19 protein-coding genes are annotated in these 21,254 nt (G+C 64.9%); 10 read left to right on the forward strand and 9 right to left on the reverse strand.

Annotation, left to right across the window (positions count from 1 at the left end; all coding sequences use genetic code 11):
• Positions 1 to 58 precede the first annotated feature (58 nt).
• Together BLU88_RS03625 and BLU88_RS03630 are read left to right on the forward strand one after the other, a co-directional pair.
• The gene (locus tag BLU88_RS03625; protein ID WP_092010083.1) at positions 59 to 2,074 is read left to right on the forward strand and encodes a S9 family peptidase; all 2,016 of its coding nucleotides are present in this window, start codon (positions 59 to 61) and stop codon (positions 2,072 to 2,074) included.
• Between the two features lie 97 nt (positions 2,075 to 2,171).
• Positions 2,172 to 3,365, forward strand: a complete 1,194-nt coding sequence (locus tag BLU88_RS03630) for an N-acetylglucosamine-6-phosphate deacetylase (protein WP_092010085.1) — start codon at positions 2,172 to 2,174, stop codon at positions 3,363 to 3,365.
• 72 nt (positions 3,366 to 3,437) lie between these two features.
• On the opposite strand, the gene BLU88_RS03635 is transcribed toward BLU88_RS03630, so the two are convergent.
• Complete coding sequence (locus BLU88_RS03635) at positions 3,438 to 5,144, reverse strand: HNH endonuclease signature motif containing protein (protein ID WP_092010087.1); 1,707 nt, start codon at positions 5,142 to 5,144, stop codon at positions 3,438 to 3,440.
• Between the two features lie 337 nt (positions 5,145 to 5,481).
• Here BLU88_RS03635 and BLU88_RS03640 point away from each other — a divergent pair, with 337 nt between their 5' ends.
• The 4 genes from BLU88_RS03640 (at position 5,482) to BLU88_RS03655 (ending at position 9,083) form a co-directional block, all read left to right on the forward strand.
• Positions 5,482 to 6,090 (forward strand): ferredoxin reductase domain-containing protein, encoded by a 609-nt coding sequence (locus BLU88_RS03640; protein WP_092010089.1) that lies wholly within the window; start codon positions 5,482 to 5,484, stop codon positions 6,088 to 6,090.
• 67 nt (positions 6,091 to 6,157) lie between these two features.
• A complete protein-coding gene (locus BLU88_RS03645; RefSeq protein WP_092010091.1) occupies positions 6,158 to 6,853 on the forward strand; it encodes a hypothetical protein in 696 nt (231 codons plus the stop codon).
• Between the two features lie 261 nt (positions 6,854 to 7,114).
• Positions 7,115 to 7,783, forward strand: coding sequence for a copper chaperone PCu(A)C (locus BLU88_RS03650; protein WP_092010093.1), 669 nt, complete (start codon positions 7,115 to 7,117; stop codon positions 7,781 to 7,783).
• On the forward strand, positions 7,770 to 9,083 hold the full coding sequence (locus BLU88_RS03655; protein WP_092010095.1) for a Dyp-type peroxidase: 1,314 nt from the start codon (positions 7,770 to 7,772) through the stop codon (positions 9,081 to 9,083). The genes BLU88_RS03650 and BLU88_RS03655 overlap by 14 nt, the downstream gene beginning before the upstream one ends.
• A gap of 82 nt (positions 9,084 to 9,165) precedes the next feature.
• On the opposite strand, the gene BLU88_RS03660 is transcribed toward BLU88_RS03655, so the two are convergent.
• From BLU88_RS03660 to BLU88_RS03680, 5 genes are all read right to left on the reverse strand, one after another.
• Positions 9,166 to 9,690 carry a methylated-DNA--[protein]-cysteine S-methyltransferase gene (locus BLU88_RS03660; protein WP_092010097.1) on the reverse strand — a complete coding sequence of 175 codons (525 nt, stop codon included), beginning with the start codon at positions 9,688 to 9,690 and terminating at the stop codon, positions 9,166 to 9,168.
• Positions 9,691 to 9,893: 203 nt separating this feature from the next.
• Positions 9,894 to 10,799, reverse strand: coding sequence for a glycine betaine ABC transporter substrate-binding protein (locus BLU88_RS03665; RefSeq protein ID WP_092010099.1), 906 nt, complete (start codon positions 10,797 to 10,799; stop codon positions 9,894 to 9,896).
• 54 nt (positions 10,800 to 10,853) lie between these two features.
• Entirely contained in the window at positions 10,854 to 11,753 is a 900-nt protein-coding gene (locus BLU88_RS03670) for an ABC transporter permease (protein WP_092010101.1), read from the reverse strand.
• The gene (locus tag BLU88_RS03675; protein ID WP_092010103.1) at positions 11,753 to 13,063 is read right to left on the reverse strand and encodes a quaternary amine ABC transporter ATP-binding protein; all 1,311 of its coding nucleotides are present in this window, start codon (positions 13,061 to 13,063) and stop codon (positions 11,753 to 11,755) included. Before BLU88_RS03675 ends, BLU88_RS03670 begins: the two co-directional genes overlap by 1 nt.
• 336 nt (positions 13,064 to 13,399) lie before the next feature.
• A complete protein-coding gene (locus BLU88_RS03680; RefSeq protein WP_092017135.1) occupies positions 13,400 to 14,200 on the reverse strand; it encodes an alpha/beta fold hydrolase in 801 nt (266 codons plus the stop codon).
• Between the two features lie 57 nt (positions 14,201 to 14,257).
• Here BLU88_RS03680 and BLU88_RS03685 point away from each other — a divergent pair, with 57 nt between their 5' ends.
• Complete coding sequence (locus tag BLU88_RS03685; RefSeq protein WP_092010105.1) at positions 14,258 to 15,106, forward strand: type I 3-dehydroquinate dehydratase; 849 nt, start codon at positions 14,258 to 14,260, stop codon at positions 15,104 to 15,106.
• An 85-nt stretch (positions 15,107 to 15,191) separates the two neighbouring features.
• On the opposite strand, the gene BLU88_RS03690 is transcribed toward BLU88_RS03685, so the two are convergent.
• The gene (locus BLU88_RS03690) at positions 15,192 to 15,491 is read right to left on the reverse strand and encodes a DUF4235 domain-containing protein (protein ID WP_092010107.1); all 300 of its coding nucleotides are present in this window, start codon (positions 15,489 to 15,491) and stop codon (positions 15,192 to 15,194) included.
• 246 nt (positions 15,492 to 15,737) lie between these two features.
• Here BLU88_RS03690 and BLU88_RS03695 point away from each other — a divergent pair, with 246 nt between their 5' ends.
• Positions 15,738 to 15,938 (forward strand): hypothetical protein, encoded by a 201-nt coding sequence (locus tag BLU88_RS03695; RefSeq protein ID WP_092010109.1) that lies wholly within the window; start codon positions 15,738 to 15,740, stop codon positions 15,936 to 15,938.
• Positions 15,939 to 15,962: 24 nt separating this feature from the next.
• Here BLU88_RS03695 and BLU88_RS03700 read toward each other — a convergent pair whose 3' ends face one another.
• Together BLU88_RS03700 and BLU88_RS03705 are read right to left on the reverse strand one after the other, a co-directional pair.
• Positions 15,963 to 16,850 (reverse strand): aminotransferase class IV, encoded by an 888-nt coding sequence (locus BLU88_RS03700; protein ID WP_092010111.1) that lies wholly within the window; start codon positions 16,848 to 16,850, stop codon positions 15,963 to 15,965.
• Positions 16,847 to 17,950, reverse strand: a complete 1,104-nt coding sequence (locus tag BLU88_RS03705) for a VIT1/CCC1 transporter family protein (RefSeq protein WP_092010113.1) — start codon at positions 17,948 to 17,950, stop codon at positions 16,847 to 16,849. The genes BLU88_RS03700 and BLU88_RS03705 overlap by 4 nt, the downstream gene beginning before the upstream one ends.
• Positions 17,951 to 18,333: 383 nt before the next feature.
• Between BLU88_RS03705 and BLU88_RS03710 the strand changes: the two genes are divergently transcribed.
• Together BLU88_RS03710 and BLU88_RS03715 are read left to right on the forward strand one after the other, a co-directional pair.
• On the forward strand, positions 18,334 to 20,451 hold the full coding sequence (locus tag BLU88_RS03710) for a M28 family peptidase (protein ID WP_092010115.1): 2,118 nt from the start codon (positions 18,334 to 18,336) through the stop codon (positions 20,449 to 20,451).
• 255 nt (positions 20,452 to 20,706) lie between these two features.
• Positions 20,707 to 21,168: a DUF3817 domain-containing protein gene (locus BLU88_RS03715; RefSeq protein ID WP_092010117.1), complete on the forward strand. Its 462-nt coding sequence runs from the start codon at positions 20,707 to 20,709 to the stop codon at positions 21,166 to 21,168.
• The last annotated feature ends 86 nt before the right edge of the window (positions 21,169 to 21,254 follow it).

The following is a 21,254-nucleotide window of genomic DNA, read 5'->3' on the forward strand; positions in this document are numbered from 1 at the left end:
GACCTGGGGTTTCTTTGGATTTCGCCCCGGAATCAAGGTTGGGATCTAGGATGGGAAGATGACGACCCACGACGCAGTGACCCGACTCCTCGACGCCCGCCGCCTGCAAGGCCTCTTGACGAATCAGAGCGGCCGCGTCATCGCCCAGTACTCGTTCCTCAACTCCGAGGGCAATTCTTCCCTCAGCCACCTCGCCGATATCAGTGGGGAGACTGCCCGGCGCATCACCCGCGGCGACCAGTCCATCGGGCCGGCCGCGTTGAGCGAGAACGGGACGATCGTCTTCGCCTCCAAGCGCAAGGGCGAGGACGGCAAGGATGCCGAGTCCCCGAGCCTCTGGGCTCTGCCGGACAACGGAGAGGCCCGCAAGCTCGCCGATCACGAGGGCGGATTCTCTCGCATCGAGGTCAAGGGCGAGACCATCATCGTCGAATTCCCCGTCCACACATGGGCCGCCGATGAGAACGACCATCAGGAGTTCAGCTCCGAACGCAGCGACGCGAAGGTCAGCGGAATCCTCCACACCGGGTTCCCGATCCGCCGGTGGGATCATGATCTGGGGCCGGGCCGGCAGACTCTGGCAGTGGCCTTTCTCGATGAGGCGGCCACCGACTTTCCCGAGGTCGGTGACGAGCTGAGTGCTCCAGCGGGCCTGAGCTTCCGCTACCTGTCTCTGCCGTCCGGACGATTGGTCGATTGGGCCGTCGATGATGAGGCTCGCTTCGTCCTCGTCCAACTCGAGAAGCCGATCCCCGGCCAACTCGAAGCCAGTGAGATCTGGCGCGTCGATCTCGATGGAGAGCCCGAGCTGCACCGGCTGACGAAACCGGCAACCGATCACAGCTTCGATATCGAGGCCATCAGCCTGGACGGGGCGAAAGCGCTGATCACCCGCGTACAGTCCTGGACGCCGCAGGCCAACCTATCGGCGGAACTCATGGTCCTCGACCTCGAAACCGCGGAACTGAATCCCGTGTGGCCCGATGCGGACTTCTGGTTCTCCCCGATCTGGGTCGACGATTCGACCATCGTGGCCACTGCCGATGATCACGGCCGCGGAAGCATCTTCATCGGTGGTCTCGATGATGCGCAGCCTCGGAGGCTCGTCGGGGGAGTCGATCAGAAGTATTCGTTCTCGGGACTTGCCCTGCGCGAGGACACCGTCGTGGCGACCGCCTCGGCGATCGATGTCGCACCCCTGCCGATCTCCGTCGACCTCGGCACCGGGGTGATCAGCGAGCTCGCGAATCCGGCGACGGTGCTCGACGAGGAAGGCACCCTCACCGAGGTGGAGGTCCGTGCCGAGGACGGCACGCCGATCCGTGCGTGGTTGGTGCTGCCGGAGGGGGAGGGGCCGCATCCGCTCGTCGTCTTCGCGCACGGCGGACCGTGGGGGTCGTGGAATGCGTGGACCTACAGATGGAACCCCGGCCCCTTCGCGGCTGCCGGGTATGCGGTGCTGCTGCCGGATCCGGCGATCTCCACCGGCTACGGGCAGGCGATGATCGATCGCGGTCAGCAGCAGCTCGGCGGCACACCATTCACAGACATCATGACGCTGACCGAGGCCGCGGGGAAGCGGACGGACATCGATTCCGAACGCATCGCCCTGGCCGGCGGGTCCTACGGCGGGTACATGGCCAACTGGGTGGCCGGGCACACCGGCAGCGCGTTCAAGTGCATCGTCACCCACGCCTCACTGTGGAACACCACGTCGATGGGTCGAACGACGGACAATTCGTCCTGGGATCAGGCGATGCGGGAGCAGTCGGCGCAGTATTCGCCGCACCTCTTCGCCGAAGACATCGAGGTGCCGATGCTCGTCATCCACGGTGACAAGGACTACCGCGTGCCGATCGGACAGGGGCAGGAACTGTGGCTGGATCTGCTCACTCAGGCGAAGACTCCGCTCGACGCCGATGGCGACACTCAGCATCGTTTCCTCTATTTCCCAGACGAGGGGCATTGGATCCTCGGCCGCGGGAATGCCGAGGTCTGGTACCGCACCGTGCTCGCGTTCCTCGATACGCATGTGCTCGGCATCGACGCGAACCGAGTCCGCACTCTGGGGTGAGTCGGCGGTCGATCGGTTCGCGCCCAGTGGGTGGCGAGCAGTGCGGAGCCGTTCCGTACCCTGAATGAGGCGTTCGCAGAAAGAGAGAAGGACCCCGATGACACAGACCGAACAGATCCCCGCCGAGGCGATCATCCACAATGCGTGCATACTCGACGGTGATCGGGCGACGTTCACCGAGGAGACCGCCGATGCGTGGATCGCGATCGCAGACGGAACGGTCGCTGAACGGGGTCGCGGGGACGGCTGGAAGGACAGAGTCGCCTCGGGGAGGGGCGAGGTCATCGACGCGGCCGGCGGATACGTGGCTCCCGCGTTCGTCGATATCCACTGTCACGGTGCGGGCGGCGCGAGTGCCGAAGGCGGGGCCGAGGCGATCGATGCGATCCTCGACGTGCATCGGGCTCATGGCACCGGCCGGCTCGCAATGTCTTTCGTCTCGGACACGATCGAGGGTCTGTGTCGGTCTTTGCGCGCGGGTGCGGGGCTCGTCCATGATCGGGCCATGGTCATGGGTCTGCATGCGGAAGGTCCGTTCCTGTCCCCGGATTTCAGGGGTGCGCATGCGCCAGAGGTGCTCGCACCGCCGACTTCGGAGGCGGTCGAGGCGATCCTCGAGGCGGCGGATGGAACTCTCGCGCAGATCACCATTGCGCCCGAACTTCCCGGTGCTCTCGACGCGATCGCTCGGTTCTCTGCGGCAGGGGTGCGTGTGGCCGTCGGTCACACGGCCGCCGACTTCGAGCTGACCGCGCAGGCGTTCGACGCGGGCGCGAGCATTCTCACTCACGCGTTCAATGCGATGCCCGGCATTCATCACCGTGCTCCGGGGCCGGTTCTGGCTGCGGCCGAGGCCGAGAATGTCACCGTCGAACTCATCAATGACGGTGTCCATGTCGTCGCTCCGGTCGCCCGTATGCTCAACGAACTCGTGCCCGGTCGCCTGGCGCTCATCACCGATGCTATGGCCGCGACCGGTCTGCACGATGGGAGCTATCACCTCGGCTCGCTCCCGGTCGAAGTCAAGGATTCGGTAGCCCGTCTGGTCACCGCGGATGGCACTCAGGGTGCCATTGCGGGGTCCACGCTGACGATGGATGCTGCCGTGCAGCGGGCCGTCGCCGAGGTGGGACTCAGCCCGTTCGAGGCTGTGCGGGCCGCGAGCTCCGTGCCCCTGCATGCAGTGGGCGGCGCTGCCGACGCGGACAGCCTGCTGGCAGTCGGAATGCCGGCTGACCTCTTGATTCTTGATCAGGACATGAGCATCCGAGGATCGCGGATCGGCGGCTGAATCCCGCTGAGCCAGGTCGAACCTTCCCGGGTCCGGGAAATGGGCACAGTCGTCCCCTGGGAGCCGGGGCAGCTATTTGTCGAACAAGGTGTCGACGATGTCGTCCGCGATGAAGCGGGCGTGGAGGATCGGCGTACGAGTGGGGTCCTTTGCGGCAGGCGGGATGTAGGCCGGCCGGCCATCGAAGAGCATCCGGGTCTCCCAATCGCTGCGGTCGAGCAGGTGGTGGTGATAGCCGCAGAGGAGCGCGAGGTTGTTGATCTCCGTCTTGCCACCTTGCGCGAAAGGCAGCACATGGTTCGCGTCGCACCAACCGGGAGGGGCATCACAGCCGGGGAAGGTGCAACCTCGGTCACGGGCGGTGATCACTGCCAGCTGTTTGCGATTGGCGAAGCGCTGTTCTGTGGCCACCTGCATCGTCTTAGCCTTGTCGCTCATGAGGTGGAAGAACAGCGAGCCGTTGAGACCGTTTCTCATCAGTTCCTTGATGGGAATGGGATTGTCGGCGCCTGTGGTGCCGTGGCCCGTGCCCTTGGCCAGATCTTCGGCGGTGGCGTTGATGACGAGAGCATAAGGCGCTCCTGCAGCCGTCCGTTGCTTGTCGATCGTGGTGACGAGGCCGGCGAATCGTTCGTAGATCCATTCGCGGGCCGAAGGCTGTTCGGCGCTGACATCGACGATTCCGCCGTCCTCGCGGATGCCAACGCCGGGGATGGCATCCGTATTTCCGGCTTTGCGAACGGCCTTGAGGTCGGGTTCCGGAACGCGCTTCGCGTCATAGCGGTCGCCGGAGAGCACCGCATCGACGATCTCGAGCAGCTCTTTGTCGGGAAGCGGCGAGCCTGTCCCCTCATCAGTGGCGGTGGAGGCTTCGGCAGCAGAGTTCCAAACACCCGCAGCACCCGGAGCACTGGCGGCACCAACCGTCGTGTCGGTCCCGTCTGCAGTCGCAGCGACACCGTCCTGATCGGCCTCTTCAGCAGATTGGATGCGCGAGGTCAGCAGTCCGTTGAGCGTGCCGCCGGTGACGGGGTCGAGCAGTCCACGCAGCTCCCAGTCGCCGTTGGCCTTGGCGCGCATGGACATGTTGTATGCAGAGCGGTCTGCTGAGTCCTTCGGCTCCTCGCCGTCCGGGTCGATGTACCCCATGAGCTTGCTGAAGATCTCGCGCAGGTCCTTGAGGCGGACCTTGGGTGCGTTGCTGACCAGTCGCGACTCGACGTCGGTGCGGATCGCCTGACTGACCCACGTGGGCAGCTTTCGCATGCAGTCTTCGATGACGGACGCCTGTGCGGCAGAGATGGTGCCGGCATGGAGCGCATCCGCGACGACCGGGTAGAGAGGCGGAAGCGCCTGTCCTGCCATGTCGACACGACCGCCGAGGTTCTTGGCCATATCCGTCCGACGATTCGCCTCCGCGCTGGTGAGGTTGAAACGGTTCTCGATGAGCGACTTCGTCGACTTGGCGCCGAAGTCGCTGGGCGTCCCGACGCGCTCGCAGACGGAGAGCGCAAGTGTCGACAATGCATCATTGATGCGTGTGATCGCTTCGACGCCATCTACGAGCATGATGGCCTGGTCCGGCCCCATGGGACGGTCGAACGCGCGCAGCTCATCCTTGAGGCTCATCAGCTGAGTGATGGAAGAGGTGACCTCGGGCGCGAAGCGGCTGAGATCTGCCCACTCCTCGTCGGCCAGCAGCGGGTGACCGCTGGTCTGGAGAGACTTGTCGGAGTTCCGATCGGATTGACCGGAGCTGCGTTCGGGAGTGAGGGTCATGGGGATGATTTCCGTTCACCAACATCGTTGTTGTTGGGATCCAGTTTACTCTCCAATGAGATGGAAAACCATAGGTGATCGAAAAAAATATAGAACAATAATCAATTGTTCCCCGATGTTCGATATCTGCATCAACCAGGATTGTCGTTTGGGAATGGTGCCTGCGCCCGGCGTTGAGTGTTGAGGTTGCCGCTGGTCCGCCTTGCCGCGACCTCTGTCGCCTGCCCCTGGCCCGCGCGGCCGCGACCCCTGCCGCCTGCCCCGACCCGCGCCGCCGCGACCCCTGTCGTCGCGCTCCGGCTTCGAATGTGTCAGCCGGTCGTGGCACGATTGGAGTATGGATGCCCTGCTCCTCATTGACACTGACGACGCCAGTTACCCCAGCGATGACGCCATGGAGACTCTCGGCGATATCGTCACCCGCACCCGCGCTGTGGGCGGTGTGCTCATCTTCGCTTCGACTAAGGCTGACCTGGTCGACACTCCCGACGAGGAGCTGAGCATCTTCGTGCCCGACGAAGAGGACCTCGTGCTCCGTTCCGGGAGCCCCGATATCTTCGAAGGCGTCGACGACCTGGCTGCGGGTCTGCACGACCTGTCCGTCGACCGGATCATCATCGCCGGCGCCGACGCCACAGTAGGGGAGGCCGGAACTGGAGGTGACGGAGCCACCGCTGCTGATGGCGTCACTGCTGGCCCTGCCTCTCAAAAGGGAGGCGCCACCGCTGACCAGGTGGAGGGCGCCACGGACGGCAGTGCTGACTCGGCGAACGCCTCCGGTGCCGTCTACGCCTCGGCGATGGCTGCCCTTGTCTGCAACTTCGATGTGGTCGTCCTTTCCGACTCCACCACTGACCCCGATGGCAACCTCGTCGCCTGGGGCGATGCTGCCGCTGGTGCCGGTGCCATGGTCAAGAAGACCGCCGATACCTGGCTGCGGATGTAGGCTCAGCGGCCTTCCGGAAATGTTTCTACATTGAGTAGAATGTGGGAGCGAGCTGAGAGGAGGGCCCATGACCGGATGGACGAAATCCGTGCGCGCGCTCTTCGCCGCGCTCTTCACGACTCTCCTTGCCCTGCTCATGCACCTCGGCGCCGGTGGCTCGGTCTCGATTCCGGGCACTGTGGTCGTCTTCGTTCTCGTCCTCTGGGCGGCGATGATCGTCGCCGGTAGGCGCCTGGGCTACGTGACTCTTGCCGGACTGCTCGGCCTCGGACAGGTGCTCATGCACCTGACGATGAGCTGGTCCGCACACACCTTCGCCCATGCGGGGGCCCACGCGGGACCCGCTCAATCCGGAAGCGGGCAGGCCGGAGCTGCAGGTACCGGATCCACCTCCGCCGAGGCGGCCCTCAACGCCCATGCGGGACACATCGTCCCGGCCTCCGGCTCCCTTGACCTGGGCCCGGCCGCATCCGCGCTCGGGCATGCGAACCACGGCGCCACCTCGGTGGGGATGATCATCGCCCACCTGGTCGCCGTCCTCGTCACCGCCGTGATCCTCAAGCGCGGTGAGGATATCGTCCTCAGCATTCTGCAGCTCGCCCTGGGCCCGGTGATCGGTGCACTGCGTGCCCTCGCCGAGGCCGCCGGCGTCCTGGCCGACGAACCGGTCCGCAAGCTCTGCGCTTCGTTCCGAGTGCCGCAGCCGGTCACCTCGGCGGTGGTCGGACCGAACTACCGCCGTGGCCCACCTGTGCTTGTCTGACACCTCACTCGGCGGTCACACCGTCGACTCACACCCGGCTTCCGGGTGACCATCCACCTTCGGGCGTTCGTCGAATCAGCGGCGACCTGCTCATCGGTGACAGTCGAACACATTCACGCATACTGCTGTGCACAGCCCGGTGCGCGGACCGCTCGCGGGCCGAATCCGGCATCGCGAATAGGCATGCGAAAGCAGTGCTGACGCCAGAGGCGCGCACAGCTATGTGCTCGACTGCACCTGAATGACGAAAGTGCAGACATCATGCGAAAGAACATCACTCTGGCCCTTGCCCTGCCCATCGCCGTCGCCATCGGCCTGGCAGGCTGCGGCCAAGACGACAGCAAGGCCGCCGGTTCGACACAGACCGACGGAGGCAGCTCTACTTCGGCGAAATCCTCGGAAAGCGCGGTCGACGCCGAAGCGCTAAGCTTCGACGGCGCTTGGGTCAAGTCCGCCGACGACGGAATGACCGGAGTCTTCGGGGAACTGAAGAACAACACCGACGCCGACATCAACCTCGTCGAGGCGAAATACGCGGACGCGGAGATGGTCCAACTCCACGAAACCGAAGGCGACGGCTCCGGCGGAATGTCCATGCAGGAGAAAGAGGGCGGCTTCACCATCCCGGCCGGGGAGAGCCTCCGCTTCGAGCCCGGAGGCGATCACATCATGATCATGGGACTGAAGAAGGCGATCAAACCGGGCGAGCAGATCAAGCTCGATCTCGTCACCGCCGATGACGAGACCGTCGAGGTCACGGCCGTGGCCAAGGAGTACTCGGGAGCCCAGGAAGACTACGCGCCCGGTGAGGCCGAAGGTTCCAGCGATGACCACAGCGACCATGGTGAGCACGGCGACGACGGCAAACACACCGGCGGCGACAGCGGAGATCAGGAGGACTCCGACCACGGAGACCATGGTGACCACTGAGCCCGGTCGCACCGGCTTCAGCCGCCGAGGTCTCCTGACCTCGGCGGCCGCGGCCGGCGGTGCAGGAATCGTCGGGGCCACGAGCGGGTATGCGTTCGGCCGCGGCACCGGATCTCAGGGCACGAACGCCGGTGACGGCGGGCCGCCTCGGCGAGATCTGGACGGGGCGAACGGGCCCCAGGCCGAACCGTTCTTCGGCATTCATCAATCCGGGGTCGAGACTCCGACGCAGTCGTACGCGCACTTCATCGCGTTCACGCTCAAGCCCGGGATCAAGGCCGCCGAGGCGGTGCGCTGGCTGCGTCTGCTCACCGCGGATGCAGCTGCGCTGACGCAGGGGCAGGCGCCGTTGGCCGATTCCGAATCCGAGCTCGCTGTCGATCCCGCCCGATTGACGGTGACCTTCGGGTTCGGTCCCGAGCTCGTTGTGCTGGCAGGAAAGGAGCACGTTCCGGACTGGCTGAAACCTTTGGAGGCATTCTCGGTCGATCGCCTCGATCAGGACCGGTGCAAGGGCGACCTGCTCCTGCAGATCTGCGGCGACGATCCGCTGACCCTGGCACATGCTCGGCGCATGCTGTTCAAGGACTCGCGATCGTTCGCCGAGGTCGCCTGGCAGCGGGACGGATTCCGACGTGCATACGGCAGCTCGGGGGAGGGGGCGACCCAGCGGAATCTCTTCGGCCAGCTCGACGGTACGGCGAATCCGGGCCCCGGATCCGAGGACTTCGCACGGATCGTCTGGGGGCAGGGTACCGACACCGCCGATCCGGTGTTCTCCGCACGAGGGGAGCCGCCTGCCGACCTCGGTGCGCATCTGCCGACGTGGATGCATGGGGGAACGACGCTGGTTCTGCGCGATATCGCCATGAACCTCGATACCTGGGACAAGGCCGACCGTCCGGCCCGGGAGTTCTCGGTCGGGCGGACCATGGACACCGGGGCGCCGCTGTCAGGCAAGGCCGAGTTCGACGTTCCGGACTTCACCGCTGTCGACGAGCGCGGACTGACGAAGATCTCGCCGGTCGCGCATATCGCTCGGGCCCGCGAGGGACTGAGGCCTGAGGTGCAGATCCATCGGCGCACGTTCAACTACGAGACCGGAGCGGGTGGGGATTCGGGACTGCTGTTCGCGTCCTTCCAGGCCGATATCGAACGGCAGTTCCTGCCGATCCAGCGCCGCCTCGCCGAGGTTGATCTGCTCAACGAATGGACGACCCCGATCGGGTCGACCGTGTGGGCGATCCCGCCCGGAGCGACCGAGGACGGATACGTCGGACAGGAGCTGTTCGAAGGGTGAGAAAGCGGCGCGGCCGCCGAGCCCGCAGAAGCGGTTTCGGCGGCCGCGTCGGTCGGGAGTGATTCGCAGACGGTGGGGCCGGTCAGAACAGCGGCTGCGGCAGGGCGTCTTCGAGTTCGAGCAGACGCCTCTTGGTTTCGAGCTCGTGCCCGGGCAGTCCGCCCGAGTACCCGCCGAGTCCACTACCTGAGACAACGCGGTGGCAGGGGACGATGATCGGGACCGGATTGAGTCCCATGATCCCGCCGACGGCACGCGCGGGAATCCCGGTGCCGCTGGCTTCCGCGATCTGGCCATAGGTGACCGTGGTCCCGGCCGGGACCACTTCGGCCAGGGTCGTCAGCACGGTCCTGGCGATGTCCGATACCTTGCCGAAATCCACGGGCAGATCGAAATCGCCGAGGCGGCCGTCGAAGTAGGCACGCAACTGAGCGACCGCCTCGGCGAGGATCGGATCCTCGGTGGCGGCCGCCTCGGCGGGGATCAAGACAGAGTCATCGGCCGTTTCGGCGGAGGTGCCCCATTCGAGTCGCACGATCGACCGGCCATCGCTGGACACGGCGAGGGGGCCGACGAAGGTGTCGACGGCTGCCGAAATGGTCGCCATGGGATGTCCTCCGTTCGCGGCCCGCTCACTGGACACGGCGTCGGCGGCGGTACTCAGCCGAGTCTACCCACACAGCTGTGCCCTCCCGACTCATCCAGGTCGAGAGGGCACAGCATATTCATGACCGTACGCCGCGCTGCGGGGAAGTCCGCAGCCGAGCAGACGAAGTCGTCGTCAGAGCGGCTGCTGCCGCGGCGGCAGAATCACTTCTCGTCAGGCAGCTCGCCTTCGTAGGCGTCGGGGTTGGCCTTCAGCCACTCGGCGATGGCCTTCTTGCCATCATCCTTGTACTTGTTGACGACCAGGTCCTCGAGCTCTCCGTACTGCTTGTCATCGAGCTTGATGTTGCCGATGTAGTCGGCGGCATCGGAGAACTCTTCACCGAAGCCCTTGGTCGCGGTGAAGTGGAGCTTCTCCGGGTCGCCCATCGCGCCCTTCGGGTCCTTGAGATCCTTGACCGGGTACTCGTTGTTCGCCCAGAACGGACGCCACAGGGTGACGACGATGTCCTTCTTCGCTTCGGTCGCATTGCCGAGCTCGGTGAGCATGGCGGCGGTCGACGAGGTGACGAGTTCGTATTCGCCATCGAGACCGTATTCGGGAATCATCGCCTTGGTGGCCTTCGTCAGACCGGCACCGGGCTCGATTCCGATGATCTCGCCGCCGAAATCCTTGCCCTTGCCCTTGAGGTCCTCGATCGAGTTGATGTCCTTCATGTACTTCGGGACGGCGATCGTGAGGACGGCGTTGTTGTAGTAGGCGCCGAGATCTTCGAGGTCGTCACCGTATTCGTCGATGTACTGCTTGTGCGTGACCTCGGGCCACGATGACGGATACATGTCGATATCGCCGTTGGCGACACCGGCATATAGGACGGCGGCGTCGTTGAAGGTCTCGGTCTCGACGTTGTAGCCCATCTTGCCCAGCTGATCTTCGAGCAGAAGCGAGATGCTCTGGCCGTCGGTCCAGCCGGTGACGTAGCCGAGCTTGATGTCGCCCTTGTCGCCGCTTCCGCCGTCGTCCTTCGACGCTTCCTGCGAGCAGCCGGTCAGAGCAAGGCCGAGGGCTGCGACTGCAGCGACGATCGGGGTGAGGAATCTTCTCTTCATTGTTTGTTCCTTTTCTCTAGTGATCGACAATTCAGACTGTATGAGTCCATCGACTCAGGCCGCTGCCGCAGCTGCCTTGTTCTTCGCGCTGCGACGACGCATCCCTGCAACGAGCGAGCGCGGGTAGTCCTTCGCATTGCCCAGGGCCGCGGTGACGCGATCGAGGTAGACCGCGATGATCACGACACCGAGTCCGGCTTCGACACCGAGCGGCAGGTTCTGAGTGGCGATCGCTTCGACGACGTTCTTTCCGAGTCCGTCGGCGCCGACCATGCCGGCGATGACAGCCATGGCCAGTGCGAGCATGATGACCTGGTTGATGCCGGCCATGATCGTCGGTGTGGCCAACGGCAGCTGGACTCCGCGGAGGATCTGGCCGGGAGTCGCACCGAAGGACTGTCCGGCCTCGACCGTCTCCGAATCGACTCCGCGGATGCCGAGCTCAGTGAAGCGCACACCCGGCGGCAGAGCGAAGATCACCGTTGCCACGAGGCCGGGAACGACGCCGATGCCGAAGAAGGTGACGGCAGGGATGAGGTAGACGAATGCCGGCATCGTCTGCATGAAGTCGAGGATCGGTTTGATGACCGCTGAAGCTCTGTTGCTGCGTGCGGCCAGGATGCCGACCGGGACGGCGATGATGATGGCGATGACGGCGGCGATGATGATCAGCGCTAGGGTCTGCATCGCGGCTACCCATTGGTCCATCGTCATGATGAAGAACAGGGTGATGAGAGTGCCCACGGCCATCTGCCACGAGCGGAAGATCCAGCCGATGAGCGCCAGCAGAATGATGATGACGAGCGGGTGGAGGTCGACGAGTACATCGGTGAGGACCTCGATGAGGAAGTTGAACAGCCAGGTGACGGCGTCGAAGAACCAGGCGACGTTCTCCTTGAGCCAGTCGAAGGCTGTATCGACCCAGGCTCCGATCGGAATTCTGATGTTCTCCATCAGCGCTCACCCCTTTCGCCGGCGGTCTGCTGTGCGACGGCATCATCACCTTCGGCGAGCACCTGGTCGATGATCCCTGTGTCGACCGGCTCGGGCCAGTCTTCGACAGCGGCTTCCGTCGCCTGCTCGTCATTGCCGTTCTGGTTGCCCAGCGCGGCGAGCAGGGTGGCCCGCGGCACAACCCCGACGAGTTCGCCGTCTGCGTCGGTGACGGGCACCGGCATCGGCATCTCTGCGGTGGGCAGGAAGAGGTCGATGAGCAGGTCGTCCGGAGAAGCGGGGTGGGTGACCGGCTTGATGATGTCGTCGAGAGTCGTGGCATCCTTCCGGATGTGATCGATGCAGTCGCGGTCGCTGACGAGACCGAGGAACTTCCGGTCCCTGTCCGTGACATAGACGCCCGAAGAGTTGTTCTCGCGCATGGTGCGCAGCGCGACTCGGGGACCGTTCTGGTTGGTCACGGTCAGACGGGCCTTCTCCATGACGTTGTTGGCGGTGAGGACTCGTGCCCGGTCGACGTCGTGGACGAACTGTGCGACGTAGTCGTTGGCCGGGTCGGTGAGGATGTCCTCCGGGGTGCCGACCTGGACGATGCGTCCGTTGCGCATCACCGCGATCCGGTCACCGAGGAACATCGCCTCATTGAGGTCGTGGGTGATGAAGATGATGGTCTTCTTCAGCTCCCGCTGCAGCTCGACGAGCTGCTCCTGCATCTCGCGGCGGATCAGCGGGTCGAGGGCGGAGAAGGCTTCGTCCATGAGGAGGATGTCGGTCTCAGCCGCAAGCGCGCGGGCCAGGCCGACGCGCTGCTGCATACCGCCGGAGAGCTGTTCGGGGAACGTGTCGCCCCAGCCTTCGAGGCCGACGGCCTTGAGCCACTTGTCGGCTGCCTTGTCCCGTTCCGCCTTCGCTACTCCGCGGATCTCCAGCGCATAGGCGGCGTTGTCGCGGACAGTGCGGTGGGGGAGCAATGCGAAGTGCTGGAACACCATCGAAATGTGTTCGCTGCGGACCTTGCGCAGTGCGGCCGAATCGATCTTCGCTATGTCGGTGCCGAGCACCTCGACCGAACCGGCTGTCGGTGCCCAGAGCCCGTTGAGGGTGCGGATCAGGGTCGACTTACCCGATCCCGACAGGCCCATGACCACGAAGATCTCGCCGGCCTGGACTTCGAAGCTCGCATCGATGACGGCGGCCGTCCCGAGCTTCGTCAGGTCATCACGGTCGGCGCCTTCTTCGAGCCGTTTGACGACTTCGTTTTGGCGCTTTCCGAAGACTTTGTAGACGTGTGACGCTTTGACAACGCTCACGTGCTTCCTCCTTGCATTCTTGGCAGTCCGCAAGAACGAGAGGCTTCACCCCCGTTTGCACGGTTCGGTGCTCGCAGATCAGATCCGATTAGCTCAATTGCGCACGCGCCTCACCGCACACGGATATCTGATCCACCATTGTAGTTTTGTTCAGGATTTTCGGTAGAGATTTTATTGGCATTGCGCGGCGCGTCACCCTTGACTGGCGCTCTGACCTGGGCAAACAGAAGCCCGCGCGTTACTTGATTGTTATAATCGTCGATTGGAGCATGTAGATATGCCGTTAATGGATTTGCTACCGGATATGGGATTTTGATGCAGTAGGCGGCCTTGCTCTCAGGACTGCGGCAGCGATTCCGTGAGGAAGCGGACCACGGCCGGAGTGACCACCTCGGCGAATTCTTCGAAGAATCCGTGCCGGCCCTCCGGCAGAATGCGCAGCTGAGAACCGGGGATGCGGTCGTGGAGGATTCGGGCATTTCCGACCGGGTTCATCCGGTCGGCATCGCCGTGCATGATGAGCGTCGGAGCAGAGATCTCCGGCAGCCGACCCCAGGCATTGTGATTGGCGCTGATGCGCAGATGGGCGGATGATTCGGCCGCCGTCATCGAGTTGTCGCCGAGCATCTTGCTGTACTCCGCCGACACCGTCCATTCGGGGGTGTAGAAGAGGTCGAAGAGGTACTGAGTGTGCTCATCGCCGCTCAGCCTCGCCAGTGCCTGGCCGACCTCGCGCGGACGCTTGACTGCATGCGGACCGCCGGGAGAGGTGCACCCGAGAACGATGGCGCTCACCCGCTCCGGGTGATCGAGCGCCAGCATCTGCGTGATGCGGCCGCCCATGGACGTGCCGTAGACTGCGGCCCGATCCACCCCGAGGTGGTTGAGCACGTCCGCGGCATCGTCGGCGAAGCTCGCCGTCGACAGTTCGCCGAGCTCGCCCCGGCTGCCGCCCGTTCCGCGATAGTCGAAAGTGATCGTGCGGAAGTCCGATTCGAAGTCCGCGCGCAGATCGTCCCACCACTTGTGCGAATTCGACTGACCCTGCAGCAGGAGCAGTGCGGGCGCGTCCTCCGGCCCTCCGACCTGGACTTCGAGAGGGAAGCCATCGCGTGCGGTGATCCTGTCCACCTGCATCGTCTCCACCCGTGTCCTCCTGCCCGCGCGCACCGCGTCACCGCCTACGCTTGAGAGATGAAACCATTGCCGTTCCTCAATCCTGCCGCAGGATCGCCCGCGGTGCGCAATCCCGGCCGACCGGCCGTCATCGTGCCGACGCAGGCGGTCGACGCCGAGGAGCTCGCGGCCGAGTGCGCCGCAGCCGCCGCGACCGGGATCGTGGACGCCGTCGAATGGCGCATCGATCCGCTGCTCGCCGCCGCTCCAGGTACTGCGCTCGCCGGCGCCGAGGCGGCCCTGAGTCTGCTTCCACGCGCGCTGACAGCCGGGCTGCCGATCCTCCTGACCGTGCGCACCGGATACGAAGGCGGCCGGGTGGAGATCACGGAAGACGACTACGCCGAGGCGGTGCGGGCGCTGATCTCCGGCGTCGCCGAGGCTGGGGCGGTGGATGGGGTCGCGGCCGGCAACCCCGCCATTGCCGGCCCGACCTCGTCAGGTGTTCCCGTCGCAATCGACGTCGAGATCGACCGGGCGGAGTCGGGCTCGCTCATCACCTCGGCGCGGGAAGCGGGCGTGACCGTCGTCGCCTCACACCACAATTTCGGGGCCACGGACTCCGTTGAACGCCTGCTCGCGACCTTCGCCGCGATGAACGAAGCCGGCGCCGATGTGGCCAAGGTGGCGATGATGCCGCAGACACCGGCCGATGTTCTGCATCTCCTGGAAGCGACCGCCATGGCGGACGCATCCTCGGCGCATCCCGTGCTCGGGATCTCGATGGGACCCTTGGGTCGGACGAGCCGGATCATGGGCGCCGACTTCGGCAGCTGCGCCACATTCGCGCAGATCGGTGAAGCCTCGGCTCCGGGGCAGATCGAGGCATCAGTCCTCGCCGAGGTCCTCGACCGAGTCACCGGCTGACCACGCCGAAAGGCAGCCGATAGACAGGCGGCCCGCGAAGCACTGCTTCGCGGGCCGATTCCTCTGCTGCAAGGTCAGCGGAGGATCAGTCGGTGACCTCTTCGATCTGCTTGCGGAACTTCTTCGGCAGGGCTTCATCGCCGAAGTTGTTGCGCACGGTGTTCGCGGCGATGCGCTGAACGACGAGCTGAGCCACGGCCACGCCGACACCGGAGACGATCGTCCAGGCCAGAGCCTCGGACATCGAGATCTCGTCATCGACAGGGTTCGAAGGCGCCGGGCGCTTCGTCGACTTCTCCCACGCGAAGGTCAGGGTCTTGCGAGCGACGAACGCGGCTGCGATGGGCGCTCCCACGCCGATGATCTGCCAAGCGAGCTTTCCCATGCTCGTGTCCTTTCCTTGAACCTTGGGTCCCAGGACTCTGGCGAGCCGCAGGGACGTATTCCGTCGAAGACAACACTAACGCAGAACAGTGCAGCCGGGGCCACCTGCGGTCGAACCTGGTCGAGAAAGTTCGGTCATTTCATACTTTTGGGGGATGTGCCGGGCAGACCGAGCGAGATAGCGTGAGAGCACGCTTCGGTCGGGCAAGGGAAGGTCTGGGCCGAAACGTGAAGAGAAAGGCACACGATGCTGAGGAAATGGAAGACGCGTGTCGTCACCGGACTGTTCGTCTGCGGCGCTCTCGGATTCCTGCTTGCGCTGCTGCCCGGACTGTCCGGCCTGTTCTGGCCGGTGTGGCTGATCAGCTGCGCAGCCTGCATCCTCGGTCTCGTCCTTGCCTTCACTCTCCCCTCGGCGAAACCCGCCGACGCGCTGCCCCGAGCCTGAGAGCTCGGGGCGGCCCATCCCTGCTCAGCGTCCGCGGACGATCGTCTGGAACCGGTCGGTCAGATTCTGATCAACAGAGATCGCATGGCCGTCGAGTTCGCGCAGTGCAACCGCCGTGCGCATCGACGAGACGAACCAGGCCCCGTCCGCGTCCTTGACGTCGTGGAGACGAAGATCGGCGTATTCGGCCCGCAGGCCCAGATCCTCCGCATGATCGAAGATCAGGCGCTGCGTCGTACCCAACAGCAGACCCGCGTCCGGATTCGGCGTGAGGAGGCGGTCGCCTCGGCGGATGACGAGGTTCGCGGTCGGCCCCTCGAGCACGATTCCGTCGTGGGAGACGAACAGGGCCTCATCGGCATTGTTCGCGGCGGCGTGACGGCCGGCGGCCTGATTGACCGCATAGGACAGAGTCTTCGCGCCGATGAGCAGCCACGGAGCTTTGCTGCCGATATAGGCGTCGAACCCGCGGTCGAGGCTGACGGCGGTGACTCCCTGCTTCCGGGCCGTACGGATGTGGTCGTCGACGGGCACGGGGAACGCCCACCCGCGGGGTCGGAACTGCCCGTCCGCACCGTGCTCCCCGCGGGAGAGGGCATAGCGGATCCCGAACTCGACGTCCTCGGGTTCGGCGGCGGCCAGCTCGGCGATGAGGGAATCGATGACCCGATCCCATAGTCCCTGGTCCGGATCGGGCAGATCCAGCGCCGAGGCTGAAGCGCGGAACCGTGTGAAGTGCCGTTCCCGCGACACCACGGTGGCGCCGTGGGCGCCCTTGCTCACCAGCACGGTTTCGAAGATGCCGTCCCCGCGATGAGCGGAGAGGTCCGTAACGGGCAGCTGAGCGGCACGCAGATCGGTGAGCTCGAACGTGGCGGCTTCCGGGTCGACGAGGATGAGCAGATCGGTCATGCGGTACCTCCGAAGAGCAGGCCGAGGGCATAGGTCACGGCGGCGGCACCGAAGCCGATGCCGAGCTGGCGCAGGGCGCGGGGGCCGGGCGACTTGCCCGAGAGCAGGCCGACCACGCCCCCGGTGAACAGCAGCGCGATGCCGACGAGGCCGGCGGACAGGAATACGGCGGGCAGTCCGGACATGCCGAAGATATAGGGCAGGATCGGGATGAGCGCGCCGGAGGAGAAGAAGCAGAAGCTGGACAGGGCGGCGCCGATGCCGGTGCCCAGTTCGTCACGGTCGACTTCGGAATCGAGGTTCGGCAGCCTCGGTGCCTGTTTGTTCTTCGCCGCTGCAATAGTGCGGTTGGCGCGGGCCTCGGCCTCGCGGGTCTCCAGTCCCCGGGCGCGGAAGACGAGGGCGAGCTCGTTGGCGTCGATGTTGAGGTCGGCCAGAGCATGCCGGGACTCGGGGTCCGGAGTGGAGGCATCGAGAAGTTCGCGCTGGGAGCGGACCGAGATGTACTCGCCCGCGCCCATAGACAGGGCGCCGGCCAGCAGTCCGGAGACGCCGGTGAGCAGGATGACGGTATTCGAGACTCCTGCAGCACCGACACCGAGGACGAGCGCGAGGTTCGAGACCAGGCCGTCGTTGGCGCCGAAGACGGCGGCGCGGAAGTTCCCCGACAGGCGGGCACGGGAACGGGCGGCCAAGGCACGGACGACCTCGGCGTGGATGCGTTCGTCGGCGGCCATCTCCGCCGAGGCGGCTTCGTCTTCGTCATACGGCGAGCTTGTCTCGGACTGCTGAGCAAGAGCGAGGACGAACACGGAGCCGAACATGCGTCCGAGGAACGCCAGGCAGCGAGTGAGGAGGTCGGCGGAGCGGCGCTTCTCCGCATGTTCGCCGAGCAGCGTGATCCAGTGCTCCTGATGCCGGGATTCGGCGGCGGCGAGGCTGAGGAGGATCTCGCGGTCCTCGCCTTTGCGGCGATCGGCGAGGTTGCGATACACCCGTTCCTCGAGCCGTTCGTTGGCGAGGTAGCGCTGCCAGCGGCGAATGGTCCGTCTGTCGGGGGACGCGGGCGGAGTCCCTCCTGCGGAGTCATGAGTCGTCACTGGTCCAAGTCTAGTCGTGCGACTCGAGTCCGGCACGGGGCGGGCGGTGGTGAGCGGCCGCAGCGAATCCGCATGCGGACCGCAGGCCGTCCTTGCTCGTGAAACCAATCGGTGACCGTTTGTTATCAATTCGTAACATTAAAGCCGACTGGGGTGGGTTAGATTAATAACCAATGTGAGTTGTGTCACCGTTTCGTTATAGAAGCATGTGATTCGTTACCAATGACGAGTCATAGCGAAGCGTCAGAATCGAGCTTCCCCGCAAGTGCAGCCGTGGAGAGGCCGACACGGGTATCGACAAACTGTCATGCCGTGGCGGTCGCTTCCGGTGCGCCGTCATGTGCGATTCCTCTGGACACAGACAAAGGAGCGAAAGGAACTCCATGAAGTTGCGCACGAAGAGCTGGCTGGCGGCCACCGCCACGGCCGGTCTGGTCCTCGGCGGGGTGAGTCCGGCACTGGCGGCGGGCACCCCGGGACCGACAGAACACACCGATATGGGCGTCAACGGTGACGCCGTGATGGAGCATCTGCAGAAGATCTCCGATATCTCCACCTCGCACGCGGATGAGGGATTCCGCTCGCTCGGCAACCCCGGCTACGAAGAGGCCGTGGAGTACGTCGAATCCACCCTCGAGGCGACCGGCGCCTTCGATGTGAAGCGTCAGGCTTTCGACGTCGAGAGCCAGGATTTCGGCACCGTCGACGTCAAGGTCGACGGAGAGACCGTCAAGGTCACGACCGCCGAATACACGGAGGGCACGACCGAGCCGCTGACCGATCTGCCCGTGGCGCTGCCGGTCGATGACGACAACAGCGACTACGCCGGCGGACAGCTCGGCTGCCAGGCCAGCGACTTTGATGACAGCGCCGAAGGGGCGCTCGTACTCGTGTCCCGCGGCGAATGCGCCTTCGGTGACAAGACCAAGGCCGCAACCGAAGCCGGTGCCGCGGCGGTCATCATCTACAACAACGACGAAGCCAATCCCGATGAAGACCTCAACGCCACTCTCGGCGCTCGCATGGAGGGCAGTGCCCCGACGGTGACGGTCACCTACAACGTCGGCGCCGACCTCCTTGAGAAGGTCGAGGCCGCAGGCGCGGAGGCCGGTGCCGAAGCCGGCAGCGAGGAAAGCGCCGAGGCGGGCCTCGGCCAGGGTGCCGAAGAGGCCGATGAAGCCGCCGACGACGCTGCCGCCGAAGCTGCGGGCCTGACCGCGGACTTCACGCTCGAGACCGAGTTCGTCACCGAGAAGACCTGGAACGTCATCGCCGAGACCAAGGCCGGTGACCATGACAACGTGCAGATGTTCGGTGCCCACCTCGACGGTGTCGAAGAGGGCCCGGGGGTCAACGACAACGGCTCCGGAACTGCGGCCCTCCTCGCTTCGGCCGAAGCGCTGGCCGAGCAGCCGACCGAAGTTGACAACGCCATCCGCTTCGGCTGGTGGGGTGCAGAAGAGGTCGGACTCGTCGGATCGACGGAGTATGTTGCGAGCCTCGACGATGCCGAACTGGGCAAGATCAAGTCGTACATGAATTTCGATATGATCGGCTCCGACAACTACATCGTCGGCACGCTTGATTCCGACGGCTCCGATGTGCCGATCCCCGACGGCGTCAACGTCCCGGAAGGCTCGGCTGAACTCGAGAAGATCTTCACGGATTACTTCGCCGATAACGACCAGCCCAACGTGGGCACTGACTTCTCCGGACGCTCGGACTACAAGGCGTTCATCGACAACGGCATCCCGGCCAGCGGCTTGTTCTCCGGAGCAGACGGCACGAAGACCGCCGAAGAAGCCGAGATGTTCGGAGGCACCGTCGGTGAGAAGCACGACACGAACTACCACCAGCCCACGGACACGATCGAGAACGTGAGCAAGGAATCCATCGACATCTTCGCTCCCGCCATCGGATTCGCCGTCCACACGCTGGCCTACGAGCTGGCCGACGCGCCGACGGATCCGCCGACCGATCCGACGACTCCGCCCACGGATCCCACCGATCCGCCCACGGAGACGCCGACCGAGGCTCCTGACGAACGGGCGCTGAGCATCGATCCGAAGACGATCGAAGCACCGGACTTCGTCGGTGAGAAGGGAGTCCAGGTTGCGGCTACCGGCTGCACCGCGGACACCACGGCGACGATGACAGTGACTCCGAACAACGGGAAGATCGAGAAGTTCGAACAGACCGCCGAGGTCGGTGCCGACGGAACCGCCCGATTCGGAGTCCGTGGACTCGATGAGTCGATGGTCGACAGCTACATCGGCACCTACGACGTCACCGTCGACTGCGAAGGCGGAGATCCACTGACCGGATCGTTCGAGGTCGTCGCCGAGGGTGACGGACCGGGCGCCGGTGACGGCGGCAACGGTGGCGGCGGAGGAGACCTGCCGCGCACCGGCAACGAGGCCCTGCCGCTGATCCTTTCGGCCGGAGCGCTCATCGCCCTCGGTCTGGCGATGACGCTGGGCTCGCGCCGCCGTCGCGGCTGAGCGGCAGAGCCGCACCTTCGCCGAGGCGGGGTTTCGTCGAGATCTGATCGTCGATGACGCGGCGCCTCGGTGGCGGGCACGAACTGAGCGGGCCGGTGACAGAAACATGTCGCCGGCCCGCGCGGTCATGTCCATGGCCGGCCCGGACCAGGTCGTATCGACTCCGTGCACCCGGGAGGCCGCGCTGAGACGATTCCGCTCAGTCAGCGGCAGTCCTCAGCTGACGCCCAACCCGTCAAGGGACAATGGTCTTCTGTGAATCCCAAACGTTTCTTCAAATTCTTCGCCATCGCCGAGACCGTCACGTGGACGCTGCTCCTGCTGGGCATGTTCCTCAAATACGTCACGCACACCACCGAGATCGGTGTTCGCATCGGCGGAGGCATCCACGGCTTCATCTTCATCTGCTTCGTCATCGCCGTCATCGGCGTCGGCACCTCGCAGCAGTGGAGCAAGCGTCGCATCGCCACGGGCCTCGGGTCGGCGATCATCCCCTACGCCACGATTCCCTTCGAGCGTTCGGTGGAGAAGACCGGGTCCCTCGAAGGCGATTGGGGTCTGGGCCGCAACGGCCGCACCCCGCAGACCTGGTTCGAGAAGTTCACGTCGTGGTGCATCCGCTTTCCGTGGCTGGCCATCGGCATCGGCATCATCTTCGTCATCGTCGTCTTCTCGGGTCTGCTCATCGCCGGCCCGCCATGGGAATGGGGCAAGTGAACTTGGACAGGGCGGGTTTCCTCAGCGGAGGAAACCCGCCCTGTTGCGTGTCGGGGCGTTCCCATAGGATGAAGGGGACTGGCCGG

This window comes from Brevibacterium siliguriense (genome assembly GCF_900105315.1).
In the GTDB taxonomy this organism is placed as follows: Bacteria; Actinomycetota; Actinomycetes; order Actinomycetales; family Brevibacteriaceae; genus Brevibacterium; species Brevibacterium siliguriense.

What these genes read in the sequence shown, in the direction of transcription:
- BLU88_RS03625 (WP_092010083.1), top strand. Translation starts at nt 59, where the DNA reads ATGACGACCCACGACGCAGTGACCCGACTCCTCGACGCCCGCCGCCTG.
- BLU88_RS03630 (WP_092010085.1), top strand. Translation starts at nt 2,172, where the DNA reads ATGACACAGACCGAACAGATCCCCGCCGAGGCGATCATCCACAATGCG.
- BLU88_RS03635 (WP_092010087.1), bottom strand. Translation starts at nt 5,144, where the DNA reads ATGACCCTCACTCCCGAACGCAGCTCCGGTCAATCCGATCGGAACTCC.
- BLU88_RS03640 (WP_092010089.1), top strand. Translation starts at nt 5,482, where the DNA reads ATGGATGCCCTGCTCCTCATTGACACTGACGACGCCAGTTACCCCAGC.
- BLU88_RS03645 (WP_092010091.1), top strand. Translation starts at nt 6,158, where the DNA reads ATGACCGGATGGACGAAATCCGTGCGCGCGCTCTTCGCCGCGCTCTTC.
- BLU88_RS03650 (WP_092010093.1), top strand. Translation starts at nt 7,115, where the DNA reads ATGCGAAAGAACATCACTCTGGCCCTTGCCCTGCCCATCGCCGTCGCC.
- BLU88_RS03655 (WP_092010095.1), top strand. Translation starts at nt 7,770, where the DNA reads ATGGTGACCACTGAGCCCGGTCGCACCGGCTTCAGCCGCCGAGGTCTC.
- BLU88_RS03660 (WP_092010097.1), bottom strand. Translation starts at nt 9,690, where the DNA reads ATGGCGACCATTTCGGCAGCCGTCGACACCTTCGTCGGCCCCCTCGCC.
- BLU88_RS03665 (WP_092010099.1), bottom strand. Translation starts at nt 10,799, where the DNA reads ATGAAGAGAAGATTCCTCACCCCGATCGTCGCTGCAGTCGCAGCCCTC.
- BLU88_RS03670 (WP_092010101.1), bottom strand. Translation starts at nt 11,753, where the DNA reads ATGGAGAACATCAGAATTCCGATCGGAGCCTGGGTCGATACAGCCTTC.
- BLU88_RS03680 (WP_092017135.1), bottom strand. Translation starts at nt 14,200, where the DNA reads ATGCAGGTGGACAGGATCACCGCACGCGATGGCTTCCCTCTCGAAGTC.
- BLU88_RS03685 (WP_092010105.1), top strand. Translation starts at nt 14,258, where the DNA reads ATGAAACCATTGCCGTTCCTCAATCCTGCCGCAGGATCGCCCGCGGTG.
- BLU88_RS03690 (WP_092010107.1), bottom strand. Translation starts at nt 15,491, where the DNA reads ATGGGAAAGCTCGCTTGGCAGATCATCGGCGTGGGAGCGCCCATCGCA.
- BLU88_RS03695 (WP_092010109.1), top strand. Translation starts at nt 15,738, where the DNA reads ATGCTGAGGAAATGGAAGACGCGTGTCGTCACCGGACTGTTCGTCTGC.
- BLU88_RS03700 (WP_092010111.1), bottom strand. Translation starts at nt 16,850, where the DNA reads ATGACCGATCTGCTCATCCTCGTCGACCCGGAAGCCGCCACGTTCGAG.
- BLU88_RS03710 (WP_092010115.1), top strand. Translation starts at nt 18,334, where the DNA reads ATGAAGTTGCGCACGAAGAGCTGGCTGGCGGCCACCGCCACGGCCGGT.